This is a genomic window from Paenibacillus sp. FSL H8-0548, from assembly GCF_038630985.1.
GTDB lineage: Bacteria > Bacillota > Bacilli > Paenibacillales > Paenibacillaceae > Pristimantibacillus.
In genome coordinates this window covers 1,378,054-1,400,863 of the sequence record NZ_CP152049.1, presented here as the reverse complement: position 1 = coordinate 1,400,863, position 22,810 = coordinate 1,378,054, and the positions used below count along the sequence as shown (strand labels likewise).

Sequence of the window (22,810 nt, the reverse complement as noted above, 5' to 3'; positions counted from 1 at the left end):
TTACTTTCATTTCACTAAGCAGAGATCGAAATCTCTTCAGAAAATGATTAACTTCAAGGAATTTTACGGCCTTTTATTTATAATGTATTCTTGGTCATTACCAGAAAACTCTGTTGCTTATTTCCTCACAAGACTTCTTAATCCATATGAGTGTCTGCGCCCACTTCTCGTCCGTCAGACGTATTTCAGGGATCGATATACTCACAGATGCAACAGCTTGTCCTTGAGTATTGCGAATCGCTCCTGCCATGCAGCGAAGGCCCTCTACCGACTCTCCCCAGTTGTAGGCAACATGATCCACTCTTGTATCAGCTAGTTGTTGCTTCAATAGGGTACGAGTTGGAATCGTATGCTCTGTTAGCATTTCCAATTGCTCCTGAGGATAAATGTCATCAATTTCTTCATCTGATAAGTCGGACAGAAAAATTTTGCCCGATGCCGAAGCGTAAAGGGGCAATACAGAGCCTAGATTTGCTGTAAGCCGAAGTGCTTGCGACGACTGTTTCTCCGCAATATAGAGCACTTTGTCAGCACTTCGAATAGCTAAAAACACAACTTCATTCAATTCAGAAGAGACCTTATCCGCCATTCGATAAAATTCTCTCTTCATATCCGTGTTTTTGGTATATTCCGCTCGAATCTCAAATAGCTTATATCCCAAGCAAAACTGTTTGCCGGTTTCATCCATCTCCAAATATCCTCTTGCTAACATGTTCTGCAATATTTGATGTGTGCTGCTCGGAGGCATGCTTAATATTTTGGATATGTCTGTTAAGCTATATGAGCTTTGCTTACCGATAAAAAGCTCCAATATATCCAACACCCGATCTGCAGATTTAACTTTCACCGCTGGTGCTTCCATCATTCTATCTCCTTCCAAGAAAATATTTCATGTATATGAAATTATTCTACACGACCTTCTTGGATCTGTCGATAGCTAGAATATAATCCCAATATTGTCGTATTACACGACTCCCTTATAACGTATGACACAGCCGTATTCTTCACCCGATGCGACACAAAGATAATCAGATTCAGGATTATAGGCAATCGTAGAAATATAATGGATATTCGCCCATTCCGTATCCAGCTCTAATTGTTCCGCATTATCCTTAATAACCCTTGGTCTACCGAGATCAAGGAGGCCCTGCTCTTCTGAGAAGGAAAAAACATGACCTGCATCCTGAATTCCGCCATATACACCCATCATGGAATTGGGCCCGAGGTTAACAAACTCTCTAAGCATGCCAGTAGAATATAAACGACCATACGACGTTACAGTTTTAAGGTCCGGAGTAATACGGAATAACATGCCATCGCTAGTACCCGCCACAATAGAGCCATTATCCAGAACTATTCCACCTGTAATCGCAGCGGCGAATGCTCTCCCCTTAATAAAGGATGATTTAATATCCAAAATGTTCAGGCTGCCTTTCGCTAGATCATACTGAATGATTTGATCATGCTTGCCAGAGAGTAATATTCGAGAAGTGTCCAAACAGATAACATGCGATTCTGGTGATGAAAGGATTAATGAATCTATGGCAGTAATTTCATTATCCTGGCCTTGGACCCTATAAATCTGACCATCAACATCACTGATTAACAGCTTGTCCGTATCCATAGCACATAAAATTTTGGCTGGATTTATTCCTTCAGGTATCGATATCAATTGAATAATACTGCGCTCTTGTAAATTAACTCTTACTATTTTGTTATCCGAAGTCAATACAGCAACATGTGTTTCCCAATCGACGCATGAAACAGGATACCCCTCGTTATAAATGATGTCCATGTGAGTGGGGACCTCATTCCTATAATCCGATTCTATTACATACATTTGTTCCTTGCCGCTAAGACCATACAGCCGATCTTTCGCTGCACTCACATACTTTAAGGAGGAGTTCTTCCATTCCATCGTACGGTGCAATGGCAATGTCCGTGTCTTCTCGGCTTTAATATGCATAAAGTAGGCGCTGTCGTTATTCATATGAAATTCCGGTGGAATGTAGGATTCAATTATCGCTGCGCGCGCATCGTCTCCCGGCGATTTGAGCTTCTTCACATCAACCGCTAACAAATAGGGTGAATACTCCCCACATACATCAACCATATGAAGAATGCCATGGTCGTCAAACACCATCTCGCATATATATCGCGAGACCTTACCTTCAGGAGATATTAAACCCAGGTTTTCAGGTTCTCCGCCATTTAGAATATCCCATTTCATTAAGCGCATAGTCTCCGTACCATGATAGCTTTCCAGTCCATAATACAGTACGAAATTCTCGTCTGCTGCAAGTCCTCCAATAGACGCCGCTAACATCGGGTTGCGTGGATGCTCTGGACGAAGGTGAATAAAGCCATGTCTAGTGACTTCAAGCGTTTCTGGATGAAGCTCGATCATTTCTCCATCTGTATTGTTGCACAAAAACAAGGTGCCTCTTGGGGAATGCAAGGCAAATATAAGCGCTCTGCGCTGCTTCGTTCCATGCGGAGAAATAAAGCATACCTTTAGATCTTTAACTTCATCCTTGTCAGGCTCATAACGCCAAATCTCACCTGTATAGGAAGAGCCATAAATACGCCCCTTATTATCCTTAATTAGTCTGCATGAAGCGAATTCAGATATTTTCCCATAATCTCTGACTTCATTGGTTTCCAGGTTCAATCGATAGAAATGTCCCCTCATATAACCCAAAAAATAATAATATTTGGGATCGTCGCCTAATATCCCGCCATATATGCTCTCTCTCGGAACAGGGATTCCTTTGATCGTCACTTCGTTCGTATCTGGATCTACAATCATAACGATCGAGCCCTGATAACCTTCCCATGTATGTTCATAATGCTGTTCGTATAGCCATTTTTTGTGGCTAGGAGCAGGTGAAGTATTATGTGTAGCCATAATTAGCTTACCATCTGGCAGAAAATCGATGCTCGTATGAATTTTACTTGGCGGCATCTGCTCAGAATTCACAATCCATGCCTTCTCCACATCAACAATAAGCCTTACATCCCCCGTTTCAGGATAATACTCATATAATAGAGCCGATAAAGGCATTACAGTCTCACCACAAATACTAATATAAAATCGCCCATCTGGAGACCGAACAAAGTCCCAGACGGAATCATGGCCCTTTTCATTAGGAAGCTGCGTAAATCGGACATGCTCTCGTTGTATCTCGGCGAGTAAATTGGGTTTCATATATAAACCCCCTTCTTCAACATTTATGAATAATGTATATGGAGCTCTGGCGTTTGCAGCCTTCGTCCCTGAAACAAGGATTCAACAGCATAATTAATCATGCCGGATGACAAAAAAACGCGTTCAATCGGAAACTGCTCTTCTCCAGTGATTATGAATTGCTCAATTAATTGTGTTAATCGATCAAAATGCTTAAACGGCCGTTCGTCATTACTATCACATTTAGCCGTGAATACTCCCTGCTTATTACGGACAGAAAAGCTCCAAAAATCAGTCAGCTTCTCTTGCTGAAACACATAACCCTTAGTGCCATCTAAATATTCAACGGTAATTAGAAATGTAGGCTCATTTAGCTCAGAAGGATGCTTAAATGCTGCCCCGTTTGCTTGCTTTAAACAGTTAATCAACAAATCCTCCGGCCATTCCCCGCGAGCCATAGCCTCCCAAACGGCAGCTCCCTCAAGCGTGCTAATTGAGGCAATTCCAGTTTCTCCTCCTGCACGGTGCTCCGCCACGGATTGCAATACTTCTAGAGCATGATAGCCATAGGCTTCGACTAATGTCGAGAAACTGAGCACGAGCCACTCGTTGGAGGCTTGTAATTGCTTAAGCTCAATTGCTGGAATATGTGGGGTATGGGGAATCGAAGAACCTGCCATAAATGGGATTCCCCTATTCTTCACTTGTTGATAGACCCATACTGTGTCCTCGATCTGGTAAGAGAAGTGCTTATCCGAGAATATAGGCACTTGTATCTCAAGCTTGTCCAATGCACGTAATACAGCCTCCAACATTCGGCGACGCGGATAATGAATTCGACCCTGCTCGTCCTTCAGATAATCTCCATGCTCTGCGATGATGATAACACCATCCAGTCCACCCTCTGCGTAAGCTGTCTCAATAGCTTCCTCGATCGTAGAATATATAGGTATGCCGCATCGCATAGCTTCTGTTCTGCTCATATCATTTTCCGGTACTTGATCGGTATAAATAGAAACAACTTCTATAGAAGGGCTATAATTCATATCACCTAGCAATCTGCCGAGGATCACATCAGCATGGGAATTGAAACGATATTCCGTCACGATAGCAACTACCCGTTTGGCGTTTCCTTTCGGCATAGGATTTCTCTTAAACAGCTTATTCCCCTCCTGCCTTCATGGCTCTAACGGTATCAATCAACCAATTGGCTACGCTATTTACAATGGCATCAAGGTACTGCTGACCCTTAGCGGCTGTAGCCCGATCTGCTGCATCCGTATATCCCTGATGGCCTGTCAGCTCCTTATGCTTGCCAATAAATGTACCGGGAGGCCCCGAGTTAATCCATTCTCTTGCCAAATGCTGTGACACAGCAGGCTCATTACGTACTAAATCTGGTCTCAAGGCCATAATAACAGCGGTTTCAAAACCGCCGGCATGGCCGGGAACCATCCCCATTTCAGATGCATTTAAAGCGGCTAACTCTTGATTAGCCACATTCCAATAGGAGGCAGCTGCAGTCCAAACGGGATGATAGACTGCCAAATCATTTGCGGTTTGAATCATCATGGAGTGGTTTCCGCCATGGGCATTCAGAAATATTATTTTCCGAAAACCATCTGTGATCAGACTTTCCCCGATATCACGCAGCATTTGCAAATAGGTGGAAGATTTAAATGAAATCGTTCCTCCAAACGTCAAATGATGCTCAGAACAGCCAATTGTCACAATCGGAGCCATTAAAATCGAAACCTCCGCTGAAGCTTGCCTAATGGATTCTGAAGCAATATATTCGCAAATCAAACTGTCCGTATATACAGGAAGCTGCGGTCCGTGCTGTTCCGTAGCCGCTAAAGGAATAACAATGGCATAACCTGCTCTCGCCTTCTCGTTAATCTCTTCCCTAGTCATCTCATGCATGAACAACTGTGTCATAGCCTCAGCCCCCCAGTGATTCCATAAGCAGAACTTGTCACATAGGACGCCGCATCCGAAAGCAGAAAAGCAGCAACCTCATTAATTTCATTCGGTTTTCCGCTTCTTCCAATCATGCTGTCACTTTTCATTTTCTCCTTAAATTCCTCGGAAGACGTGTTCCAATCAAGCTCTGATCTGAAATCCCCTGGAACAATCGTATTTGCACGAATACCCTTCTCTGCATACTCCAAGGCTAGCACTCTTGTAAATTGCTCTATCCCCGCTTTCGCAGCTCCGTAACCGGCATTTCCCTCTAAAGCTGTAGATCCAAGAATCGAGGATGTGTTTACAATGGAGCCTCCACCAGACTGAGCCATTAACTCTGCTGCGTACTTACAAACAAGAAAGGTAGAAGTTAAGGTGCCATTCATTGTAGCTTCCCAGCTGGCCAAGGACTGATCTGCGATTCGCTTATAATGATTAACATAAACATTATGATATAGCCCGTCCAACTGACCAAAGTTAGCTTTAATCTCAGCAAATAACTCAGACACCCGTTGTTCGTTCGTAACATCCGCTTGAATGTAAAGCAGACGCTCTTTTTCGTACATGTCCTGCAAAGCTTTCATATCTTCGAACTGTTCATAATGATTTAAGTCGCAGGCTGCCACCTTCGCCCCTCTATCTAGAAAGAGCTTTATCGCTGCACTGCCAGCTGTACCTAAAGCGCCAGTAATGCATATCACTTTATCTTGTAACTGCAAATGATTCATCGCGAGTCTCCTTTAATTGCATCTTATTTCCATCATAAAACTTGCCCCTAATCCTGTCAACGAAAATTTATATACACGAAAATAGTTTGTATTTATGAATTAATATCGTATATACTCAGAAATATAACTATCAACAATTAGGATTATTACATTGTGCATCACCTACAGAACTTATGATTATTGTGAACAAAAGGAGGGATATGCCTATGAGGTATGTGTGTGAGAAATTGACAACAAACGGAGTCTTCACAGGTGGAATTGAGGGCCCAGCATGCGATCATGAGGGATATGTATACGCTGTAAATTATGGAAAGCAAGGAACGATTGGAAAGGTCTCCCCTGACGGTAGCGGTGAGATATGGCTGGAGCTGCCAAACGGAAGCGTTGGCAATGGTATAAGGTTTAATAGAGCCGGTGATATGTTTATAGCGGACTACGTTAATCACAATATATATCAAGTTCCAGCAGGAAGCAAAAAAATATCGATCTTCGCTCATGAGCCCCAGATGAACCAACCCAATGATATTGCAATAACGCGAGACGGCTATCTGTTCGCCAGCGATCCGAATTGGGATGAAGGAAACGGTGACTTATGGATGATAGATCCCACTGGTAAAATCACGAAGATGGAGTCTAATATGGGGACGACGAACGGCGTGGAAGTGAGTCCTCATGATGATATTCTCTATGTGAATGAATCATTACAACGCAAAATATGGGCATATGATTTGAATGCTGCTAAGGAAATAAGCAATAAGCGATTATTGATCGAGTTTGAGGATTATTCCTTAGATGGCATGCGTTGCGATATGGATGGCAATCTCTATGTCACACGTTTCGGTAAAGGAACGATCGCCAAAATATCACCAGAGGGAATCGTGCTGCTAGAAATTCCGCTGCATGGGACAGACTGCACCAATATATGCTTCGGAGGCCCTGATGGTCGTAGGGCTTACGTAACCGTATCGGATCAAGGAAATATCCAAAGCTTTCTTGTCAACACACCCGGCAGATGCTGGGGAATATGGAGGGACTAGAGTTGAAGAAGCTAAAGATTGCTGTAGCAGGAATTTTTCATGAAACAAACACGTTCGCTCCGGAATTAACGAGGGTAAATGATTTCATCAGTGAGTGGACGAGCGGCCTCCAAGCCTTCAACTCACGGTATGCGGGAACCAGAACGTCAATGGGAGGTATTATCGAAGCAGCACTCATTCATGATACGCTCTTGCTTCCTGGCGTGTACACGGCAGCGACCCCTAGCGGTCTTGTTCAAGCAGCAACTGCCGAAACTCTGCTTCAGTCCCTCGTTGAATCTGTTGATACGGAAGCAGACGGCCTTGTTCTCATTATGCACGGCGCAATGGTGTCTGAGCAGTATGCGGATTTTGAGGGTGAATGTCTACGTCGTCTAAGGCAACGGCTTGGGAAAAATCTCCCCATTGCGATGACCTTAGATCTACATGCGAATATTAGCAAAGAGATGGTGGCTTATTCAAATTTGATCGTAGGTTATGATACATATCCTCATATTGATGCCTTTGAGCGCTCATTTGAGGCCTTTGAATTGTTAGTTCGTCGAATTCGCGGTGAAATTCACCCTATTCAGAGCTATGTTCATACTGGGATGCTCGTTGTTCCACAGGGGATGATGACGGAATCCGGTAAAATGCAGGAACTGATGGAACTAGCATTCAAGCTTGAACAACACGATTCCATCCTTAATATAACCATTGCAGGCGGTTTTCCATATAGTGATGTTCCAGACGCAGGAATGGCATTCGTCGTAACTGCAAACGAAGTTCACCAAGAAGCGGACAGATGTATCTTTATATTGAAGGAATGGGCGATCGCTAATAAAGAAGCATTCAATCAAAGCTATAGCCGTCCCGCTGATGCTGTTATAGCCGCATGGCAGGAGCCCGAAGGTCCTGTCATTCTAGCAGAAGGCTCGGATAATGTGGGCGGAGGCGCACCTGCGGACGGTACTCATACTTTACTTCAATTAATTAATCCTCCACAAAAGGCGCTAGTCGTCATTTGTGATCCCGAAGCGGTTCACACGATTTTTCTTAAAGGTGTCGGTCAAACACTATCTATTCATGTTGGAGGTAAAACAGACTCCTTGCATGGAGATCCCGTGTTAGTATTCGGCAAAGTACGTTTGCTATCAGACGGCCATTATCGTCATATTGGATCCTATATGACCGGGCAACTTGCCGATATGGGGCGTACGGCCGTTCTAGAATGTGGATTACTTACGCTAATTCTCACGGAAAAACGAACCGCCCCCTGGGATCTTGGACATATCCGTTCAGTCGGACTATGGCCAGAGGATTATAAAGTCATTGTCGCCAAATCTGCTATCGCTTGGCAAGCTGCATTTGGTCCATATGCTAAAGCGGTCATTCATATCGATTCGCCAGGCTGCTGCAGTGCTAATCTGGGTCATTTTGATTACCATCATGTAAGTCGTCCCGTTTATCCTTTGGATGCTGAACCCATGCCCAGATATTTTTCTAACCATAATCGATAGTTATAAGGAGGAAACTCGATCATGTCCTATGCAAATTCCCAAAGTAAGTTAGAACAGTCCAAAAAGTATTTAGCAGGTGGAGTGGCTAGCACGCTTCGAGCAGCTATGAAACCTACTCCACTATTTGCCGCTTCAGGGAAAGGAGCTCGAATTCGTGATATAGACAATAACGAGTTTATCGACTATTTGCTGGCATACGGTCCTCTCATTCTGGGACATGCCCACCCTTCCCTAACAAGTGCTTTGACGGAAGCATCCCTAACAAGTGTAGCGTACGGTCTTCAGCATGAAGGAGAGATTGAGCTTGCTCGCTTACTTTGCGAGATTCTCCCTTGCGCCGACAAAGTGGCCTTAAGCGGTTCCGGTACGGAGGCGGTAATGCTTGCTTTAAGGCTAGCGCGTGCTCATACGGGAAGAAGAAAAGTCGTTCGTTTTCACGGACATTATCACGGCTGGTCAGACGCGATATTCACCTCTTTTCCAAGTGCGGATATGAAACAGTCAGCGAATTCTCCCGAATCTGAGGCTCAGATCCTTCCCGGTACCGGGGGACAGAGCGAAAGGAGCTTGGAGGATGTTATTCTTTTGCCTTGGAATGATTTCGAGGCTTTGGAGAAATTGCTCCGCGAAGAGCATGGACAGATTGCAGCTGTCATTTCTGAGCCTGTAATGTGCAACTCCGGGTGCATTAAACCTAAGGAAAATTACTTAGCGTTTATGCGTGCATTAACGGATGAACTGGGCATTGTCATGATTTTGGATGAAGTTATCACCGGGTTCAGGCTTGGGCTAGGCGGTGCTCATGGCAAGTATGGATTGAAGCCTGATCTCGTAACCGTAGGCAAAGCATTGGGCGGTGGAATAGCAATCAGTGCTGTAGCAGGAAACGCCGAAATCATGAAACACATTGAACTCGGAACGGTGAGCCATTTAGGCACTTTAAATGGCAATGCTGCTGCTACCGCGGCTGCTATTTCTACCCTTCGCGAGCTTGCTAGCAACGGGGGCAGCGCCTATATCCAAATGAATGAAGTGACAAATGAACTAGTTGCAGGAATTCGTAAATTACTGATTAAACACCAAATTCCCGGCATTCTAAATCGTGAGGGTCCGGTATTTCATATGATGTTCACCGAACAATCGATTGTAGAGGACTTTCAAGCATTTAATCAGCGGGATGCAGCTTTATATTCTCAATTCGCTGAGCTTATGTTAAATGAAGGTGTGTTAGTTCGCACGAACGGGCTTTGGTACGTATCTGCTGTCCATGGCCAGCAGGAGATTAAAGATACCTTGCATGCCGTTGATCATGCTCTGAAGCAGCTTAAAATCAAATAAATGGACTGGGAGATGTTGATATGAAACTTGTAAATCTTCTTAACGATAATACTAGTAATCTTGGAGTTCAAACCGATCATGGGATCATTGACCTCAAGCTCGCTCTAACCATGCATCCGTCAGATCATCATGTTAACTCTGAAATGATGCCGCTAATTAGAGGCGGACAAGAAGCATTAGGCAATTTGGAATCTTATATTGCAACGCTGCCTACTAATGCTGAATCCGCTTTTTTATTACAGGTAAATTCGGTGACATGGGCACCATGTGTTCCTGATCCGCAAAAGCTGATATGCGTAGGCTTGAACTATCGCAAGCACGCGGAGGAGACCAACTCTCCTATACCAAAGTACCCGATTTTATTCAATAAATTTAACAATTCACTTACAGGGCATCATGCAGAGGTTGTCATTCCTAACGTGACCAAAAAGCTTGATTATGAAGCAGAGCTCGCCATTATCATTGGCAAAAAAGCTAAAAATGTAAAGGTTGAGGAAGCATTGAGCTGCGTATTTGGATATACAATTGCAAACGATTTATCTGCGCGTGACTTGCAAACTCTTACACCGCAATGGATGCTAGGTAAGAGCTGCGATGGATTCGCACCGCTCGGTCCTTCTTTAGTCACGGCCGATGAGGTGGAGAATCCGAATCAGCTAGACATCCAAACCTTAGTGAATGGTGAATTGCGTCAGAACTCCAACACTAAAGATATGATCTTTCATTGTGATGAAATCATCAGCTTTATCTCGCGCCATATGACTTTGGAGCCGGGTGATGTGATCCTGACAGGAACTCCTGAGGGCGTTGTGTTCGGGTTGCCAGAGCATGAGCAAGTGTACTTGCAGGCAGGGGATGAGGTTACCGTTAGAATTAATAAGCTTGGATCGCTTACGAATCGTTTTGTGGCTGAAGGTTAATTGGACCAATAAGAACAACAAAATAAAGTAATCGAGAGGCAGGGAGCTAGCTCCCTGCCTCTCGCACCCCCGTACGTAATCAATCCCCGCTTAGCGTGAACTTAGGCTGCGCTTGTTGAAAGTTCGGATTCTCACCCGCGACCATGAGACCGCTGCCCCAGTTAATATGCACTTTCTCTGTCGGCATATCGTCAGCTGCCTTGTATTCATATAGGACATTGCGTCGTGTACGTTCACTTCGATTCGGACCAGAGCCGTGAATCGTCAAGTAATTGAAGAACAATACATCCCCCGCTTCTGCCTCGCAAGCTACTCCACTTGCGATCGGATACTCCTTGTGGTCGAGATAATGTTTGCCCACATGCGGAAGCGGACCTTGCTTATGCGTGCCAGGAATGACATGCAGACAGCCATTCTCTTCATTCGTATCATCTAGATGCACACTTGCTGCAAGCATCGTATTCTTGTCATGTGGAAAGTAAGGATAGTCCTGGTGCATCGGAAACGCCGCCCCATTCTCAGGTGGCTTAACAAGCATCTTAGAGTGGTGGATCTGCACGTTAGGTCCAATGAGCTGTGTTAAAACCGCAACCATGTTCGGATGCACCATCGCCCGTGTGAAGCTTGCATCATGATAATGAACATCATGGAAGCCCTTGAGCACGAGCTTCTTAAGCTCATCTGGCGGCAGATAGTCCCCTTGCCATGCATGATTATCCACCATCTTCGCTGCAGCCGCCCGTTGAACGATATTTTCGACACCTGCACGCATATTCTCAATTTCCTCTTTGTTGAATACACCTTTTACCAACAAATACCCGTTTTCTTGATAAAACTGCGCTTCTTTAGCTCCAATCATCTGTACATCCTCCAGACCTAATAGGCGATAATGTGTATACCCTTGCCTATTCATTATATTTCGAATACGATTTAGATGTATTTGCTCACAGGAGACAGTTTTTTACCGAAATAGGACATAAACTCGGAGGACTACCTATGAAAAGATGGAAAGAGGCGACCGATTTATTAAATCAGCACGCTCTGACTCTTCCTGGTGCAGAGCTGTCATTTCGTGTCCATTACTGGGGAATTGATCTTCAGCATTTCAATAATCCGATACACAAGCACTCCTTCTTCGAGGTATGCTATGTGCGGGAAGGCAGCGGTGATTACGAAGAGCCAGACACAGGGATGATCTATCCGCTGCGCAAGGGCACCTTCTTCTGCTCAAGGCCAGGTGTCGTCCACCAAATTCGCAGCAGCAGCGGACTAGATCTGTTACACGTTGCTTTCGAGGTCAATGAAGCCCATTCCGCACCGGATGCGGTTGAACGCTTCCGCGAGCTTGCTTCACATGCTGAGGTGTGCGTCTCAGACGCAGCAGAGCATCAAGCTGTTGCGCTGTGGACTGCCTTACTGCTGCCCGATCGTGAATCCAATCAGCTGTCAGCCTCCTACACGCGGCCGATCGCTCATGTGCTGTTATCCGCTTTCGCCGATCTTTTCTCGCCGCGCGCCCCCAAAGCTCAAGTTCATGTACGGCCAGCGGATTACCTAATTCGCCGTGCGAAGCTGTTCATTCGGGACAATCTCGATCGCCCGATTACTCTTGAACAAGTCGCTGGCTACCTGCACCTCTCCAAGCGACATGTCTCTCGTATATTCTCCGAGGGCATTCATGAATCGTTCAACCATTTCGTGCGCAAGGAAAGGGTTCAGTCGGCAGCCCATATGCTGAAGCATACATCAGTGCCAATTAAGACGATCGCCGAGGAGACAGGCTTCGGCACCGTTCACTCCTTCACACGAGCATTCTCACAGGAGCTAGGCATATCACCCGCTCGGTACCGAAACAGGATGAGTTAGTTACTTCTCTTCTACCATTCGGCCACCGATCCGTCTTTGTGTCTCCAAATCGGATTTCTCCATCGATGCGGGGATTCCGACGACATTCTACGGACGTACTCCTCATTAACTGTAATACCAAGTCCAGGGCCCTGCGGAATCTTCACATACCCATCCTCGTAGGCGAATACGTCAGGATCAGTTACATAATCCAGCAGATCATTCCCTTGGTTATAATGAATCCCGAGGCTTTGTTCCTGAATGACTGCATTATGAGCGGTCGCGTCAACTTGCAGACAAGCAGCTAGTGCAATAGGGCCTAGTGGGCAATGTGGAGCTACTGCAACATCATAAGCCTCCGCCATCGCAAAGATTTTCTTACACTCTGTAATGCCGCCTGCATGCGATAAATCTGGTTGAATAATATCCACATAACCATCTTGCAATAATGATTTGAAATCCCAGCGAGAGAACATTCTTTCACCCGTCGCAATCGGTGTGCTAGTATGATTAGCAATGTCCCGGAGAGCCTCATTATTTTCTGGAAGCACGGGTTCTTCTATAAACATCAGCCTGAAAGGCTCTATTGCTTTAGCGAGCACCTTCGCCATTGGTTTATGAACACGACCGTGAAAATCTACGCCGATGCCAAAGTTTGGACCGGTCGCTGTACGAATCGCTGCTATTCGTTCCACGACTTGATCCACCTTATGATAGCTATCAATATATTGCATCTCTTCCGTTGCATTCATCTTAATCGCTGTAAAGCCTTGCTGTTGCTTCTCCAATGCCGCTAGTCCAACATCACTCGGTCGATCCCCGCCGATCCAGGAATAGACACGCATCGAATCACGACATGCCCCGCCAAGGAGCTGGTAGATTGGGGCATTAAAATATTTTCCTTTAATATCCCACAACGCCTGATCAATCCCGGCGATTGCACTCATCAGTATCGATCCGCCACGGTAGAACCCGCCACGATACATCACTTGCCAATGGTCTTCGATGCGAAGCGGATCTTTCCCGATTAACAGATCCATAAGCTCATCTACAGCCGCTTGCACCGTATGAGCCTTGCCTTCAATTACAGGTTCTCCCCATCCAACAATCCCTTCATCCGTTTCAATTTTCAGGAATAACCACCGGGGTGGCACGATAAAAGTCTCAAACTTTGTAATTTTCAAATTAACCCTCTCCCTGTTCTCTAGCTTTCTTGATTTCCAATCTGAATTTTTGAGCTAATTCTGTAAGCTCGTCGTATCGTTCTTCCGCAATCGCTTTCATATCTGTTAAAGAGCTTCCTATGCCTACGGCCACAGCACCTGCGCGAATAAATGAGCCTACATTGTCCAACGTAATTCCACCCGTTGGCATCATCGGAATATGTCCGAGTGGAGCCGATAATTCTTTTATATAGTTAACGCCTAGCGAGGAGCCTGGGAAAATTTTGAGCAGGTCTGCCCCGTACTGATACCCCTTCACGATCTCTGTCGGCGTCATGACCCCTGGAATCGAGATACGCCCGTAATGATTGGTTAGACGGATCGTCGCTTCATCCAGGATCGGAGAGAATATGAAATCTGCTCCCGCTTCAATCGCTTCCTTCGCTGTTTTTTCATCTAATACTGTGCCTGCGCCAACTAAGGCTTTGCCTTCGTATCTCTCTTTTAATTGAGCAATAATTTCATATGCCCTTTCTGTATCAACCGTAACCTCCAGCGCTCCAACACCGCCTGAAACCAGTGCATCCGTAATCTGTATTACTTTGTTATAGGCAGGCTTTCGAATGACTGCAACGATGCCGGACTCCTTTAACCGCTTTAGCTGTTCCGCTTTATTCATGATTCTTCCACCTCTTATTGATCATATCTATATTGGATAAAACCAATAATGATACATATAGATCAGATCTTTATGAAGGTATCATAGTATCTTTATTTCTAGATGTCAATACGTAATTACAATTAGGAGGAGCTTGCACGATTATGTTAATATAGACCTAATATGAAGATACAATGGGGATTATGATGATGAGAAAAACTACCTTTTCAATAACAATAGAGATCCTAAGACAAAAAATTATTAGTAGGGAATGGCCTCCCGGATCGCGTATACCAACACTTCAAGAGATTTCTAAGGAGCTTGCTGTAAGTGTATCTACGGTAAGAGAAGCGCTGCGGACACTGGAAAGCCAAGGAAATGTCAGCATCGAACATGGACGGGGAATGTATGTACGCAACGATCCATTATTGTTAGAGGACCCTACAGCAAACCTTAAGGAACTTGGGGATATTTCTCTCATCAAATTACTGGAAGCAAGACTGCTCATTGAACCCAAACTCGCTGCCTTAAGTGCAGAGCATGCTACACGCACTCAGGTCAAGCAGCTTCGAGCGCTGGCTGACTCTATGGTTAACCAGATGGAAGAAGGGGGGCCATTTCTAGATACCGATCTTTCCTTCCATCATCTCATAGCGGAATCGGCACAGCAGCCTGTACTATTACGCATGCTCGAATCTATCTATCCCCTTCTCTCCGAAGGTCGCAAACAGACAAACACCCTGCCTCATATGCGTACCAAAGCATCCAATTATCACATCTTAATTGCGATCGCCATTGAAGAACGACACAGTGAGCAGGCAAGGCAGCTCATGCATAGTCATATTTCCGACATGATTGAAGCATTAAAGAAGTAAGTCATTTCGGCCAAAACAACCCAATGCCTGCGCGGCATTGGGTTGTTTTCACAGTATTTATATTCATTTTGCAGTGCTGGAGTAAAGCTCTGTTATTTCCTTCTCACTTAACGCTCGGTTATATACAGCCAAGCATCCTAATAAACCGTGATAAAAATTACCGATTTCACCTGAACGATTCACAGCCCCTACGGTAAAATCCGCTCCATCCTTACCTCCATCAAATATACCATCAGGGTAAGGAAATGGATTATAGCCTTCTCGACGATCCAGGACGCCATCTAAATAAATCGTTGATTCGCTTCCATTATAGGTAAACACGATGAAGTGCCATTCATCCTTTGCAACCGGTGTCGTACCAATTGCACTAGTCATACAATATTTATACCCTGGTGTAGGCCCTCCAACGGCTGATACATGGCCGCATGCTTGCTCGGAGCTATCCCAAATTTCCAAATTAATAAATAGTCCGTACTGACGCAGTTTATTCGTTTCATTCCAAATGCCTGCCACAAACTCGCAGCCGCTGCTCGTTCTTTCCGTTCTTTTGACCCATGCCGTGACCGAAAATTGAGCAGCTGCACCATGAATGTTTAACATCGGGCACTCATCTCTAGCGATGCTGAGCCATCTATGATCAGATAAATCAATCGCTTTTCCACCTGCTATAGGAGCCTCGAGAACGTCAACCGCACCATTCATTTCTTGCAGCTTATATGGATAAGGTCCTTTAGCGATAAAGCTATCGCCTTCTTTTTCCTGAAAGTCCCATAAAGAAACCAAGCCCTCTGTTTTTATAAATGAATCACTTGCTGTTAACTTATTCATCGCGGCCTCCTTATTGCTTTACGAACCATTCATTCATTGCTTTAATTGCTGTTTCTCCACCTTTAGCATTAAACTCTTCCACAAACTTATCAAATTCGGACAGATCACGTTTACCCATAATAAATTTCATTGCATTTTCTTCCATATAATTCTGCAGCTCTGTGAACTTCGTATCCCATGCCTCTACAAATGGAGCATACCCCGTCTCTTCTCTATTTTGCTTAAATGGAAGCAGCTCGTTGTAGTACGGCAAAAATCCTTTTGCTGCTAATCTTGAGTTAAAGCTTTTATCCGTATCTAGTGAAAAGTACAATGTTCTCCACGGTATTTGATTGCTTTGCTCCGCTGTTTGAACCACTTCGTTATTCTCGATCGTATAATCCTCATTTTCGATTCCGAAGGTAATTAACATATCTGTTTTGTCCTCAAGTAAAAAATTATAGTATTCGGCAGCGTTAGTTTTATTTTTAGCTTCCTTTGGAATAACTAAATAGGTCGTCGCTAATGATTCCTCTGGCAAACCTGATTTACCGTCTTGCCCAACTGGCGGTGCAATGAAATGTACCGTATCTGATTTACCTTTCTCTTCAATAGATTGATCTATTCTCATCGCATCTGCCCAATAGGTCGTAGTCATCACTGCAGTACCGTTGATCATCTTGTCTTTAACATCTTTATTAATCGCGAATTCCTTATCGATGAGTCCTTCGTCATACCAATTCTTCATTGTTCCTAGAAATTGTTTGAATTCTGGCTGTACCCAAGAAAATTCCAATTTTCCATCCTTGACAATGGTTGATGTATCTACACCAAATGCACCAGCCATTGGAGAAAAGCCTGCTTTAAATGCTCCTGGATTGGACGTAGCCACTGTAAATGGCGCAATGCCATTCTTCTCTTTAATTGTTTTTAAAGTTGTGTGCATCTCATCCAATGTTGTAGGCGCTTGCAAACCAAGCTCACTTAGTATATCTGTACGCACTAACAGACCATTTCCTACTTTTTGAGCAACCCTAATAGGTATACCATAAGCTACACCATCTAATTTAGCTGCATCTAGTTCATCCTGTGAGAATACAGTCGAAATATTAGGGATCTTTTGTTCAATTAAATCGTCTAACGGCTCAAATGCACCTTGTTGTGCCAGCTTGAAATAATCAGATTTACCTGGAATCCAGAGTATATCCGGCACATCACCCGAAGCGAGCAACACTGAGATTTTTTGTGACACGTTATCCTTTGGCAATGGCTCGTAGTTCAGCTTAAGGCCTGACCATTCACTCAATAGGTTGACTAATTTATTGTTATTAATATTATCATTACCAGTAAATTGTTCTAGCCCTGTATGATAGGTTCTCATAATTTTTAACGAACCCGATTCTGATGCTCCAGTATTTTTAGAATCATTAGAACCACATCCTGATAAGAGTGTGATCACCAGCATTGAAGCGAGTAATGCAGTAATAATTTTTCGTTTTACCATGATTATTCCCCCTATTTTTTATTATCCTTTTTCAGCACCTAGCATAATACCTTGAACAAAGTATTTTTGAATAAACGGATACACGCAAAGGATTGGGATTACGGCGCAAAGGATAGCCGCAGCTCTAATCGTCTCAGGCGTAATTTCCCGGAATACATCACTAATATTCAAGTCTGCTGTCCGCTCATCCGTTACAAGCTGTAATAAATACATCTGCATCGGCATCCATCGACGCTCAGTAATATACATCATCGCCTGAAAGAAACTATTCCAATAGCCTACTGCATAAAACATCGATATTGTAGCAATCGAAGGAACAGATAAAGGAAGATAGATCGACATTAACACTCGTATATTGGAGGCTCCATCAATTCGTGCAGATTCTTCTAAGGAGTCAGGCACCGCTTGAAAAAAGTTCCGGATCAATATCAAGTTGAATGGTGATAATGCGACAGGCAAAATTAAGGACCAAATCGAATTTAGCAGGCCTGTTTCTTTAACAATTAAATAAGTGGGAATAATTCCACCGCTGAAGAACATCGTGATAATAATCAACAGCATAAACATTCTGGACAATGGAAGATGTTTTCGCGATAGCGGATAAGCTGCTAATACGGTAATAATCATACTAATCAGCGTACCTACTACTGCCAAAAAGATCGAGTTTGTCAGAGAATGATAGAACTGTTTATTTTGCAGTACATACTCGTAAGAAAGAAAATTAAATCCTTTAGGCCAAAATACAATTTCTTTAGCTAGAACGTAGGCTTCACTGCTTAACGATTTAGCTATAATATGAATAAATGGTAAAATGATTGAAAGCGATAGCAGCGTTAGGAGAGCAGCATTTACATATTGGAAGATACTTTCGCTTCGTGTTCTAATCAATGGATACCCACCACCTGCACTTTAAAATATACCTTCTTCTCCTGAACGGCGTGCTATGCTGTTAGCAATAAGAAGAAGAACACAACCAATCGCTGATTTGAACAAGCCCGCAGCTGTCGTTAAGCCAAATTGCATTTGCCCTAAGCCTACTCTAAACACATACGTGTCAATAATGTCGGCGACGTTATATACCGTTGCATTGTACATAACTAAAATTTGTTCAAAACCAGCATCGAAAACGTTACCAATTCGAAGCAGCAATAAAATCACAATCGTTGAACGAATGCCTGGTAAAGAGATATGCCAAATTTGTCTTAAGCGATTCGCGCCATCTACCTTAGCTGCTTGAAATATTTCATCATTAATTCCGAGTAATGCAGCCAAATAAATAATGGCTCCCCAGCCCGCTTCTTTCCAATTGTCAGTAATGACTAACATCCAACGGAAGTATCGTTCATCTGACATGAAGAAAATCGGCTCAAAGCCTAACTGCTCAATAAATTTATTAATCATGCCACTGCTTGGTGAAAGAAGATCAATAACGATTCCGCCAACAACAACCCAAGAAATAAAGTGAGGGATATACGTCACCGTTTGAACTAGACGTTTAAATCGACTGAATATCATTTCATTAAGCATTAATGCGAGTAAGATCGGCGCCGGAAAACCAAACGCTAATTTCATTAAACTAATCACTACCGTGTTACGAATAACTCTAGGGAACTCAGCAAACGTAAAGAGCTCTTGAAAATGCTTCAAGCCTACCCAGGGGCTATTCATAATTCCTTTCATAATATTAAAGTCTTTGAAGGCAATGACTACACCATACATCGGTAAATATTTATACACGAGTATAAATAACAGTGCTGGAACGAGCATGAGATACAAATCCCAGTATTTCAAATACGTTGTTCCTCTACGCAAGGAACCTTTCTTCCCGATGTTAATCATTTCACCCTCCTTGCTCCATTCGGCATATGTTAACTATACAAAGCTTTATCGATCTTTCATATTCACTAAATTTGAGTTTAAACGCAACTATTTTTACTTTCGGAAGAAATCTTACTTTTTCATCTCGCTTGGTTTAATTCCATTCCAATACTTAGAAAACAGCTTAGAAAAATAATTCACATGCTTATAGCCGACCTGTTCCGCAACGTCATAAACCAAATAGCCGGCATGCAATAGTTCCTTTGCCTTCTCCATTCGCAAGCGAAGCACATATTCAGAAAATGATTCGCCAATAATTTTTTTGAATATACGACTGAGATAGGAATAGTTCACATATAAACGATCTGATAGCTCATAGAGGCTTAGTGTATCCTCGTGCAGGTTTTCATTGATATACTGGACAATCTCCGCTTTACTAATTTGAGTACTAATTTTTCTTCTTTTCGATATGGCCATACTGATGATTACGGCCATCTTCTGCAACCATTCCGCGATTTGATTTTTGCTGAGCAATAGCTGATACTCTTCAAATAGTTGATATTTATCGGCAAGCAGCTCTCTCATCGACCAGCCGTGTGTATGTGATACCCGAATAAATACATTGATCAGCCGGAGTAATATTTCCTTCGCTTCAAACGACGCCACTCCTTCATTAAAGCGAAGCTCCATAATTTTATGGACAATGTCGTTTATTTTTGACAAATCCTCTATTTCAACAGCCAGCTCCAGCTGCTTCTCCAAATCATCGAATACGAGCCAGCTATCCTGCTGCGGCACTTCATGTCGATACTGAATTCGCACATCGTTCCCTAGTACGATTCTTTCCCGAAGTGCCATCGTCGATTGCTTATAGGCTTCAGCAACATGCAAAATATGATTTACAATCGTGCCTATCCCTACACTAGCTGTAAGCTTCATCGTGTCCTTGACCGCACTAAACAGCTTCTCCAAATGAGTATTTACTTTTGTTTTCCAAATACTAAGCTCGCTTTCCTCTACACAAAATAATAAAACAATCGTCATGCCATCATTATTCTGCAATACCACTCCATCCATATCCTGAAAAATATCTCTGCTTAACGTATATAGTGAAAATTGTACGAGTGCCCGATCCTCATTAAAAAATCTAGTATTCGTTTCTGATATAGGATCCATATCAATCGTCATAGGCCAAGCATATTTAAAATCAAGATGAATGGATAATTTTTTACTTTTCGTCTCAATTTCCCACAATGCATATCTCCCATACAACCATTCCTTATAAAAGGCTTGCTGCAAGTACGGAAGATGCTCTCCCCAGCTTTTTTGCAGCAACGAAAGTTTATGCTCTTCAATTAATTCCTTCTCATGAACTTCCTTAATCTCGAGCACAGCCTCTTCCAGCTCTTCATTCGTCGCAGGCTTAATCAAATATTTGTGAACATTGTATTGAATGCTTTCTTGGGCAAACTCAAAGCTATCATAGCCTGTTAAAATAATAATTTTAATAGCGGGATAGTGCTCATTCGTATATTTTGCCAGCTCAAGCCCGCTCATATCGGGCATATTAATATCTGTCAAAATCAAATCAATATGTTCTCTCAGCAGTACAGCGATTGCTTCTGTTCCATTACCAACCGCTTCGACAACCTCAACCTGATGAATATGCCAATCGATTCCCTCAGCGACTCTCTCTCGAACATAATACTCATCTTCAACAATTAACATCCTCATCGATTGTTCCTCCTGCTGCCTGGTATGATCAACGTTGTTTTTGTGCCTATCCCTGGTTTACTTTCTATGAGTAAATCAGCAGTCTCGCCATAATAAAACTTCAATCTGGACTTCACATTTTTTAAGCCATAATAGGAATTATAATCACTCGTATGATCGTTAAGATAAAATTTACTCGTTATTTTTGCTAGCTGCTCATGAATTTTCATTAGCTCTTGTCCCTCTATTCCGACCCCGCTATCCTCGACCTCAATATGCAAATCATCCGCTACAAGCTTGGCTCGAACGATTAATTCCCCATCGTACACCATTCTACCTAAGCCATGAACGATCGCATTTTCTACAATAGGCTGCAAAATAAGCTTTACGATTTCAATATTTTTGGTATCCTCATCAATCTCATACGCAACGGTAAAATGAATAAGTCTAATTTGCTGCACGCGGATGTAATAATTGAGGTGTGTGATGGTTTCTTCGACTGTAAAGGTTTCTCGTCCTTTCCCTAAGCTTGACCGAAAAAAACGAGCTAAGTTCATAACCATTTCACTAATTTCAGTAATATTATTTTTGATTGCTACTGAATAGATCAAATCTAATGTGTTATATAGAAAATGCGGATTAATTTGTGACTGCAATAATGTAAATTCTGAACGGGCCAACCGCAATTCTTTTTCATAATCATTTTCAATCAATTGTTTTTGAGCCATAGCCATCGCATTAAAAGAATTCATCAGATAACCGAACTCATCTTTTCGATTGTGCTTAATATTGAAACTTAACATCCCGCTGCTAAACTTTTTTAACGCAGAAGAAATGATATGCAGCGGCTTCGAAATCTCGTTGTATACAAACCATGCAATAATAATCGCTAATAAGCCGCTTATGAGAATAATCAAATAGGTTATTTTCTTAATGCTTTCTGGCTGTTCAAACAGCTCTTTCTTAGACTGCTGAAACTTTATTGACCAATTTCCAAATTGCTCCTCTATATAAAAATCCGAGTTCTGTAAACTGGACTGCTTCACATTTTCTATAATTGGCAATCCATTATAATACAGAGATATGTCTGTATTCGTCGTACTATATAAGTTCTGAATCGTCTTCTCGATTGAACTCTTATCTACAACAAGCATAATAATATTAGATTCGTCACCGCCATTAAAGAAATCCAATGATCTTGTAAAATAGATGTGACCCTGCTTTAAGTGATCATTCGTATTCGAATCAGTTATTAATGGAATATGAACGACAAGTGCGCCCCCTGCTTTCACCGTATCTGCAAACCACTTTTCCTCGGAAATATTTTCCCACTTCATGCTTCCTTGCAGCGTAGAGACTCCGGTTCCACTTTCCCCATGAAGGATTGCCGCTTCTTGTATAATCGAATTTATATTCGTAAAAGCCGATAGCTGTTGTTGAACAACATGCACATCATATAGGAGCTCATCTTCCAGCGGAGAATCATTTCCTTTCCATACATCAACAAGATTCGGATTTGTACTGATCAATAAGGTTTGTTGATCCATATTTCTAACCAATTGATCTACATACTCCAGAGTCGTTAATAGCGCACCTCTAGTTCGCTCATAAATTTGATCATACATCACCCTTTGCGAATAATAATTGGCAAATAGACTTGTCGCAATGAGCGGCAATAACACGAGTAAAAACGTTATGGTTAGCTTTAACTGAATGGAATGCCTTGTCATTTTAAGTTTCATTCAATCCTCCT

General features: G+C 42.9%; 20 protein-coding genes. 6 read left to right on the top strand and 14 right to left on the bottom strand.

Features of this window, described 5'->3' with window-relative positions; genetic code table 11:
• Nucleotides 1-97 precede the first annotated feature (97 nt).
• The 5 genes from MHI37_RS05770 to MHI37_RS05750 all read right to left on the bottom strand — a co-directional run bounded on the left by MHI37_RS05770 (nucleotide 98) and on the right by MHI37_RS05750 (nucleotide 5,880).
• Entirely contained in the window at nucleotides 98-865 is a 768-nt protein-coding gene (locus MHI37_RS05770) for an IclR family transcriptional regulator (RefSeq protein WP_076336575.1), read from the bottom strand.
• Between the two features lie 99 nt (nucleotides 866-964).
• The gene (locus MHI37_RS05765) at nucleotides 965-3,208 is read right to left on the bottom strand and encodes a hypothetical protein (RefSeq protein ID WP_076336574.1); all 2,244 of its coding nucleotides are present in this window, start codon (nucleotides 3,206-3,208) and stop codon (nucleotides 965-967) included.
• A gap of 23 nt (nucleotides 3,209-3,231) precedes the next feature.
• A complete protein-coding gene (locus tag MHI37_RS05760) occupies nucleotides 3,232-4,329 on the bottom strand; it encodes a hypothetical protein (protein ID WP_076336573.1) in 1,098 nt (365 codons plus the stop codon).
• A 19-nt stretch (nucleotides 4,330-4,348) separates the two neighbouring features.
• On the bottom strand, nucleotides 4,349-5,125 hold the full coding sequence (locus tag MHI37_RS05755) for a creatininase family protein (RefSeq protein ID WP_076336572.1): 777 nt from the start codon (nucleotides 5,123-5,125) through the stop codon (nucleotides 4,349-4,351).
• Nucleotides 5,122-5,880 carry an SDR family oxidoreductase gene (locus MHI37_RS05750; RefSeq protein ID WP_076336571.1) on the bottom strand — a complete coding sequence of 253 codons (759 nt, stop codon included), beginning with the start codon at nucleotides 5,878-5,880 and terminating at the stop codon, nucleotides 5,122-5,124. The genes MHI37_RS05755 and MHI37_RS05750 overlap by 4 nt, the downstream gene beginning before the upstream one ends.
• 206 nt (nucleotides 5,881-6,086) lie before the next feature.
• Between MHI37_RS05750 and MHI37_RS05745 the strand changes: the two genes are divergently transcribed.
• Genes MHI37_RS05745 through MHI37_RS05730 form a run of 4 tightly spaced genes read left to right on the top strand, consistent with a single transcriptional unit; the run spans nucleotide 6,087 to nucleotide 10,674 of the window.
• A complete protein-coding gene (locus MHI37_RS05745) occupies nucleotides 6,087-6,917 on the top strand; it encodes an SMP-30/gluconolactonase/LRE family protein (protein WP_256710495.1) in 831 nt (276 codons plus the stop codon).
• Between the two features lie 2 nt (nucleotides 6,918-6,919).
• Nucleotides 6,920-8,416, top strand: a complete 1,497-nt coding sequence (locus MHI37_RS05740; RefSeq protein WP_256710494.1) for a M81 family metallopeptidase — start codon at nucleotides 6,920-6,922, stop codon at nucleotides 8,414-8,416.
• A gap of 21 nt (nucleotides 8,417-8,437) precedes the next feature.
• Nucleotides 8,438-9,754 carry an aspartate aminotransferase family protein gene (locus MHI37_RS05735; protein WP_076336568.1) on the top strand — a complete coding sequence of 439 codons (1,317 nt, stop codon included), beginning with the start codon at nucleotides 8,438-8,440 and terminating at the stop codon, nucleotides 9,752-9,754.
• 20 nt (nucleotides 9,755-9,774) lie between these two features.
• Entirely contained in the window at nucleotides 9,775-10,674 is a 900-nt protein-coding gene (locus MHI37_RS05730) for a fumarylacetoacetate hydrolase family protein (RefSeq protein WP_076336567.1), read from the top strand.
• Nucleotides 10,675-10,753: 79 nt separating this feature from the next.
• Here the strand turns inward: MHI37_RS05730 and MHI37_RS05725 are convergent, their stop codons facing one another.
• Complete coding sequence (locus tag MHI37_RS05725; protein ID WP_076336566.1) at nucleotides 10,754-11,533, bottom strand: phytanoyl-CoA dioxygenase family protein; 780 nt, start codon at nucleotides 11,531-11,533, stop codon at nucleotides 10,754-10,756.
• Nucleotides 11,534-11,670: 137 nt separating this feature from the next.
• Here MHI37_RS05725 and MHI37_RS05720 point away from each other — a divergent pair, with 137 nt between their 5' ends.
• On the top strand, nucleotides 11,671-12,540 hold the full coding sequence (locus MHI37_RS05720) for an AraC family transcriptional regulator (protein WP_076336565.1): 870 nt from the start codon (nucleotides 11,671-11,673) through the stop codon (nucleotides 12,538-12,540).
• A gap of 11 nt (nucleotides 12,541-12,551) precedes the next feature.
• On the opposite strand, the gene dgoD is transcribed toward MHI37_RS05720, so the two are convergent.
• Entirely contained in the window at nucleotides 12,552-13,703 is a 1,152-nt protein-coding gene (dgoD, locus tag MHI37_RS05715) for a galactonate dehydratase (protein WP_076336564.1), read from the bottom strand.
• A gap of 1 nt (nucleotide 13,704) precedes the next feature.
• Nucleotides 13,705-14,361 carry a bifunctional 4-hydroxy-2-oxoglutarate aldolase/2-dehydro-3-deoxy-phosphogluconate aldolase gene (locus tag MHI37_RS05710; RefSeq protein WP_076336563.1) on the bottom strand — a complete coding sequence of 219 codons (657 nt, stop codon included), beginning with the start codon at nucleotides 14,359-14,361 and terminating at the stop codon, nucleotides 13,705-13,707.
• A gap of 182 nt (nucleotides 14,362-14,543) precedes the next feature.
• Between MHI37_RS05710 and MHI37_RS05705 the strand changes: the two genes are divergently transcribed.
• Nucleotides 14,544-15,215, top strand: coding sequence for a FadR/GntR family transcriptional regulator (locus tag MHI37_RS05705; RefSeq protein ID WP_342556539.1), 672 nt, complete (start codon nucleotides 14,544-14,546; stop codon nucleotides 15,213-15,215).
• A gap of 63 nt (nucleotides 15,216-15,278) precedes the next feature.
• On the opposite strand, the gene MHI37_RS05700 is transcribed toward MHI37_RS05705, so the two are convergent.
• The 6 genes from MHI37_RS05700 to MHI37_RS05675 form a co-directional block, all read right to left on the bottom strand.
• Nucleotides 15,279-16,043 (bottom strand): LamG domain-containing protein, encoded by a 765-nt coding sequence (locus MHI37_RS05700; protein WP_076336561.1) that lies wholly within the window; start codon nucleotides 16,041-16,043, stop codon nucleotides 15,279-15,281.
• 10 nt (nucleotides 16,044-16,053) lie between these two features.
• On the bottom strand, nucleotides 16,054-17,526 hold the full coding sequence (locus tag MHI37_RS05695) for an extracellular solute-binding protein (protein WP_076336560.1): 1,473 nt from the start codon (nucleotides 17,524-17,526) through the stop codon (nucleotides 16,054-16,056).
• 21 nt (nucleotides 17,527-17,547) lie between these two features.
• Nucleotides 17,548-18,414, bottom strand: a complete 867-nt coding sequence (locus MHI37_RS05690) for a carbohydrate ABC transporter permease (protein WP_076336559.1) — start codon at nucleotides 18,412-18,414, stop codon at nucleotides 17,548-17,550.
• Nucleotides 18,415-18,435: 21 nt separating this feature from the next.
• Nucleotides 18,436-19,365, bottom strand: coding sequence for an ABC transporter permease subunit (locus MHI37_RS05685; RefSeq protein ID WP_076336558.1), 930 nt, complete (start codon nucleotides 19,363-19,365; stop codon nucleotides 18,436-18,438).
• A gap of 111 nt (nucleotides 19,366-19,476) precedes the next feature.
• Nucleotides 19,477-21,078 carry a response regulator gene (locus MHI37_RS05680; RefSeq protein ID WP_076336557.1) on the bottom strand — a complete coding sequence of 534 codons (1,602 nt, stop codon included), beginning with the start codon at nucleotides 21,076-21,078 and terminating at the stop codon, nucleotides 19,477-19,479.
• Nucleotides 21,075-22,799: a histidine kinase gene (locus tag MHI37_RS05675; RefSeq protein WP_076336556.1), complete on the bottom strand. Its 1,725-nt coding sequence runs from the start codon at nucleotides 22,797-22,799 to the stop codon at nucleotides 21,075-21,077. Before MHI37_RS05675 ends, MHI37_RS05680 begins: the two co-directional genes overlap by 4 nt.
• Nucleotides 22,800-22,810 lie beyond the last annotated feature (11 nt).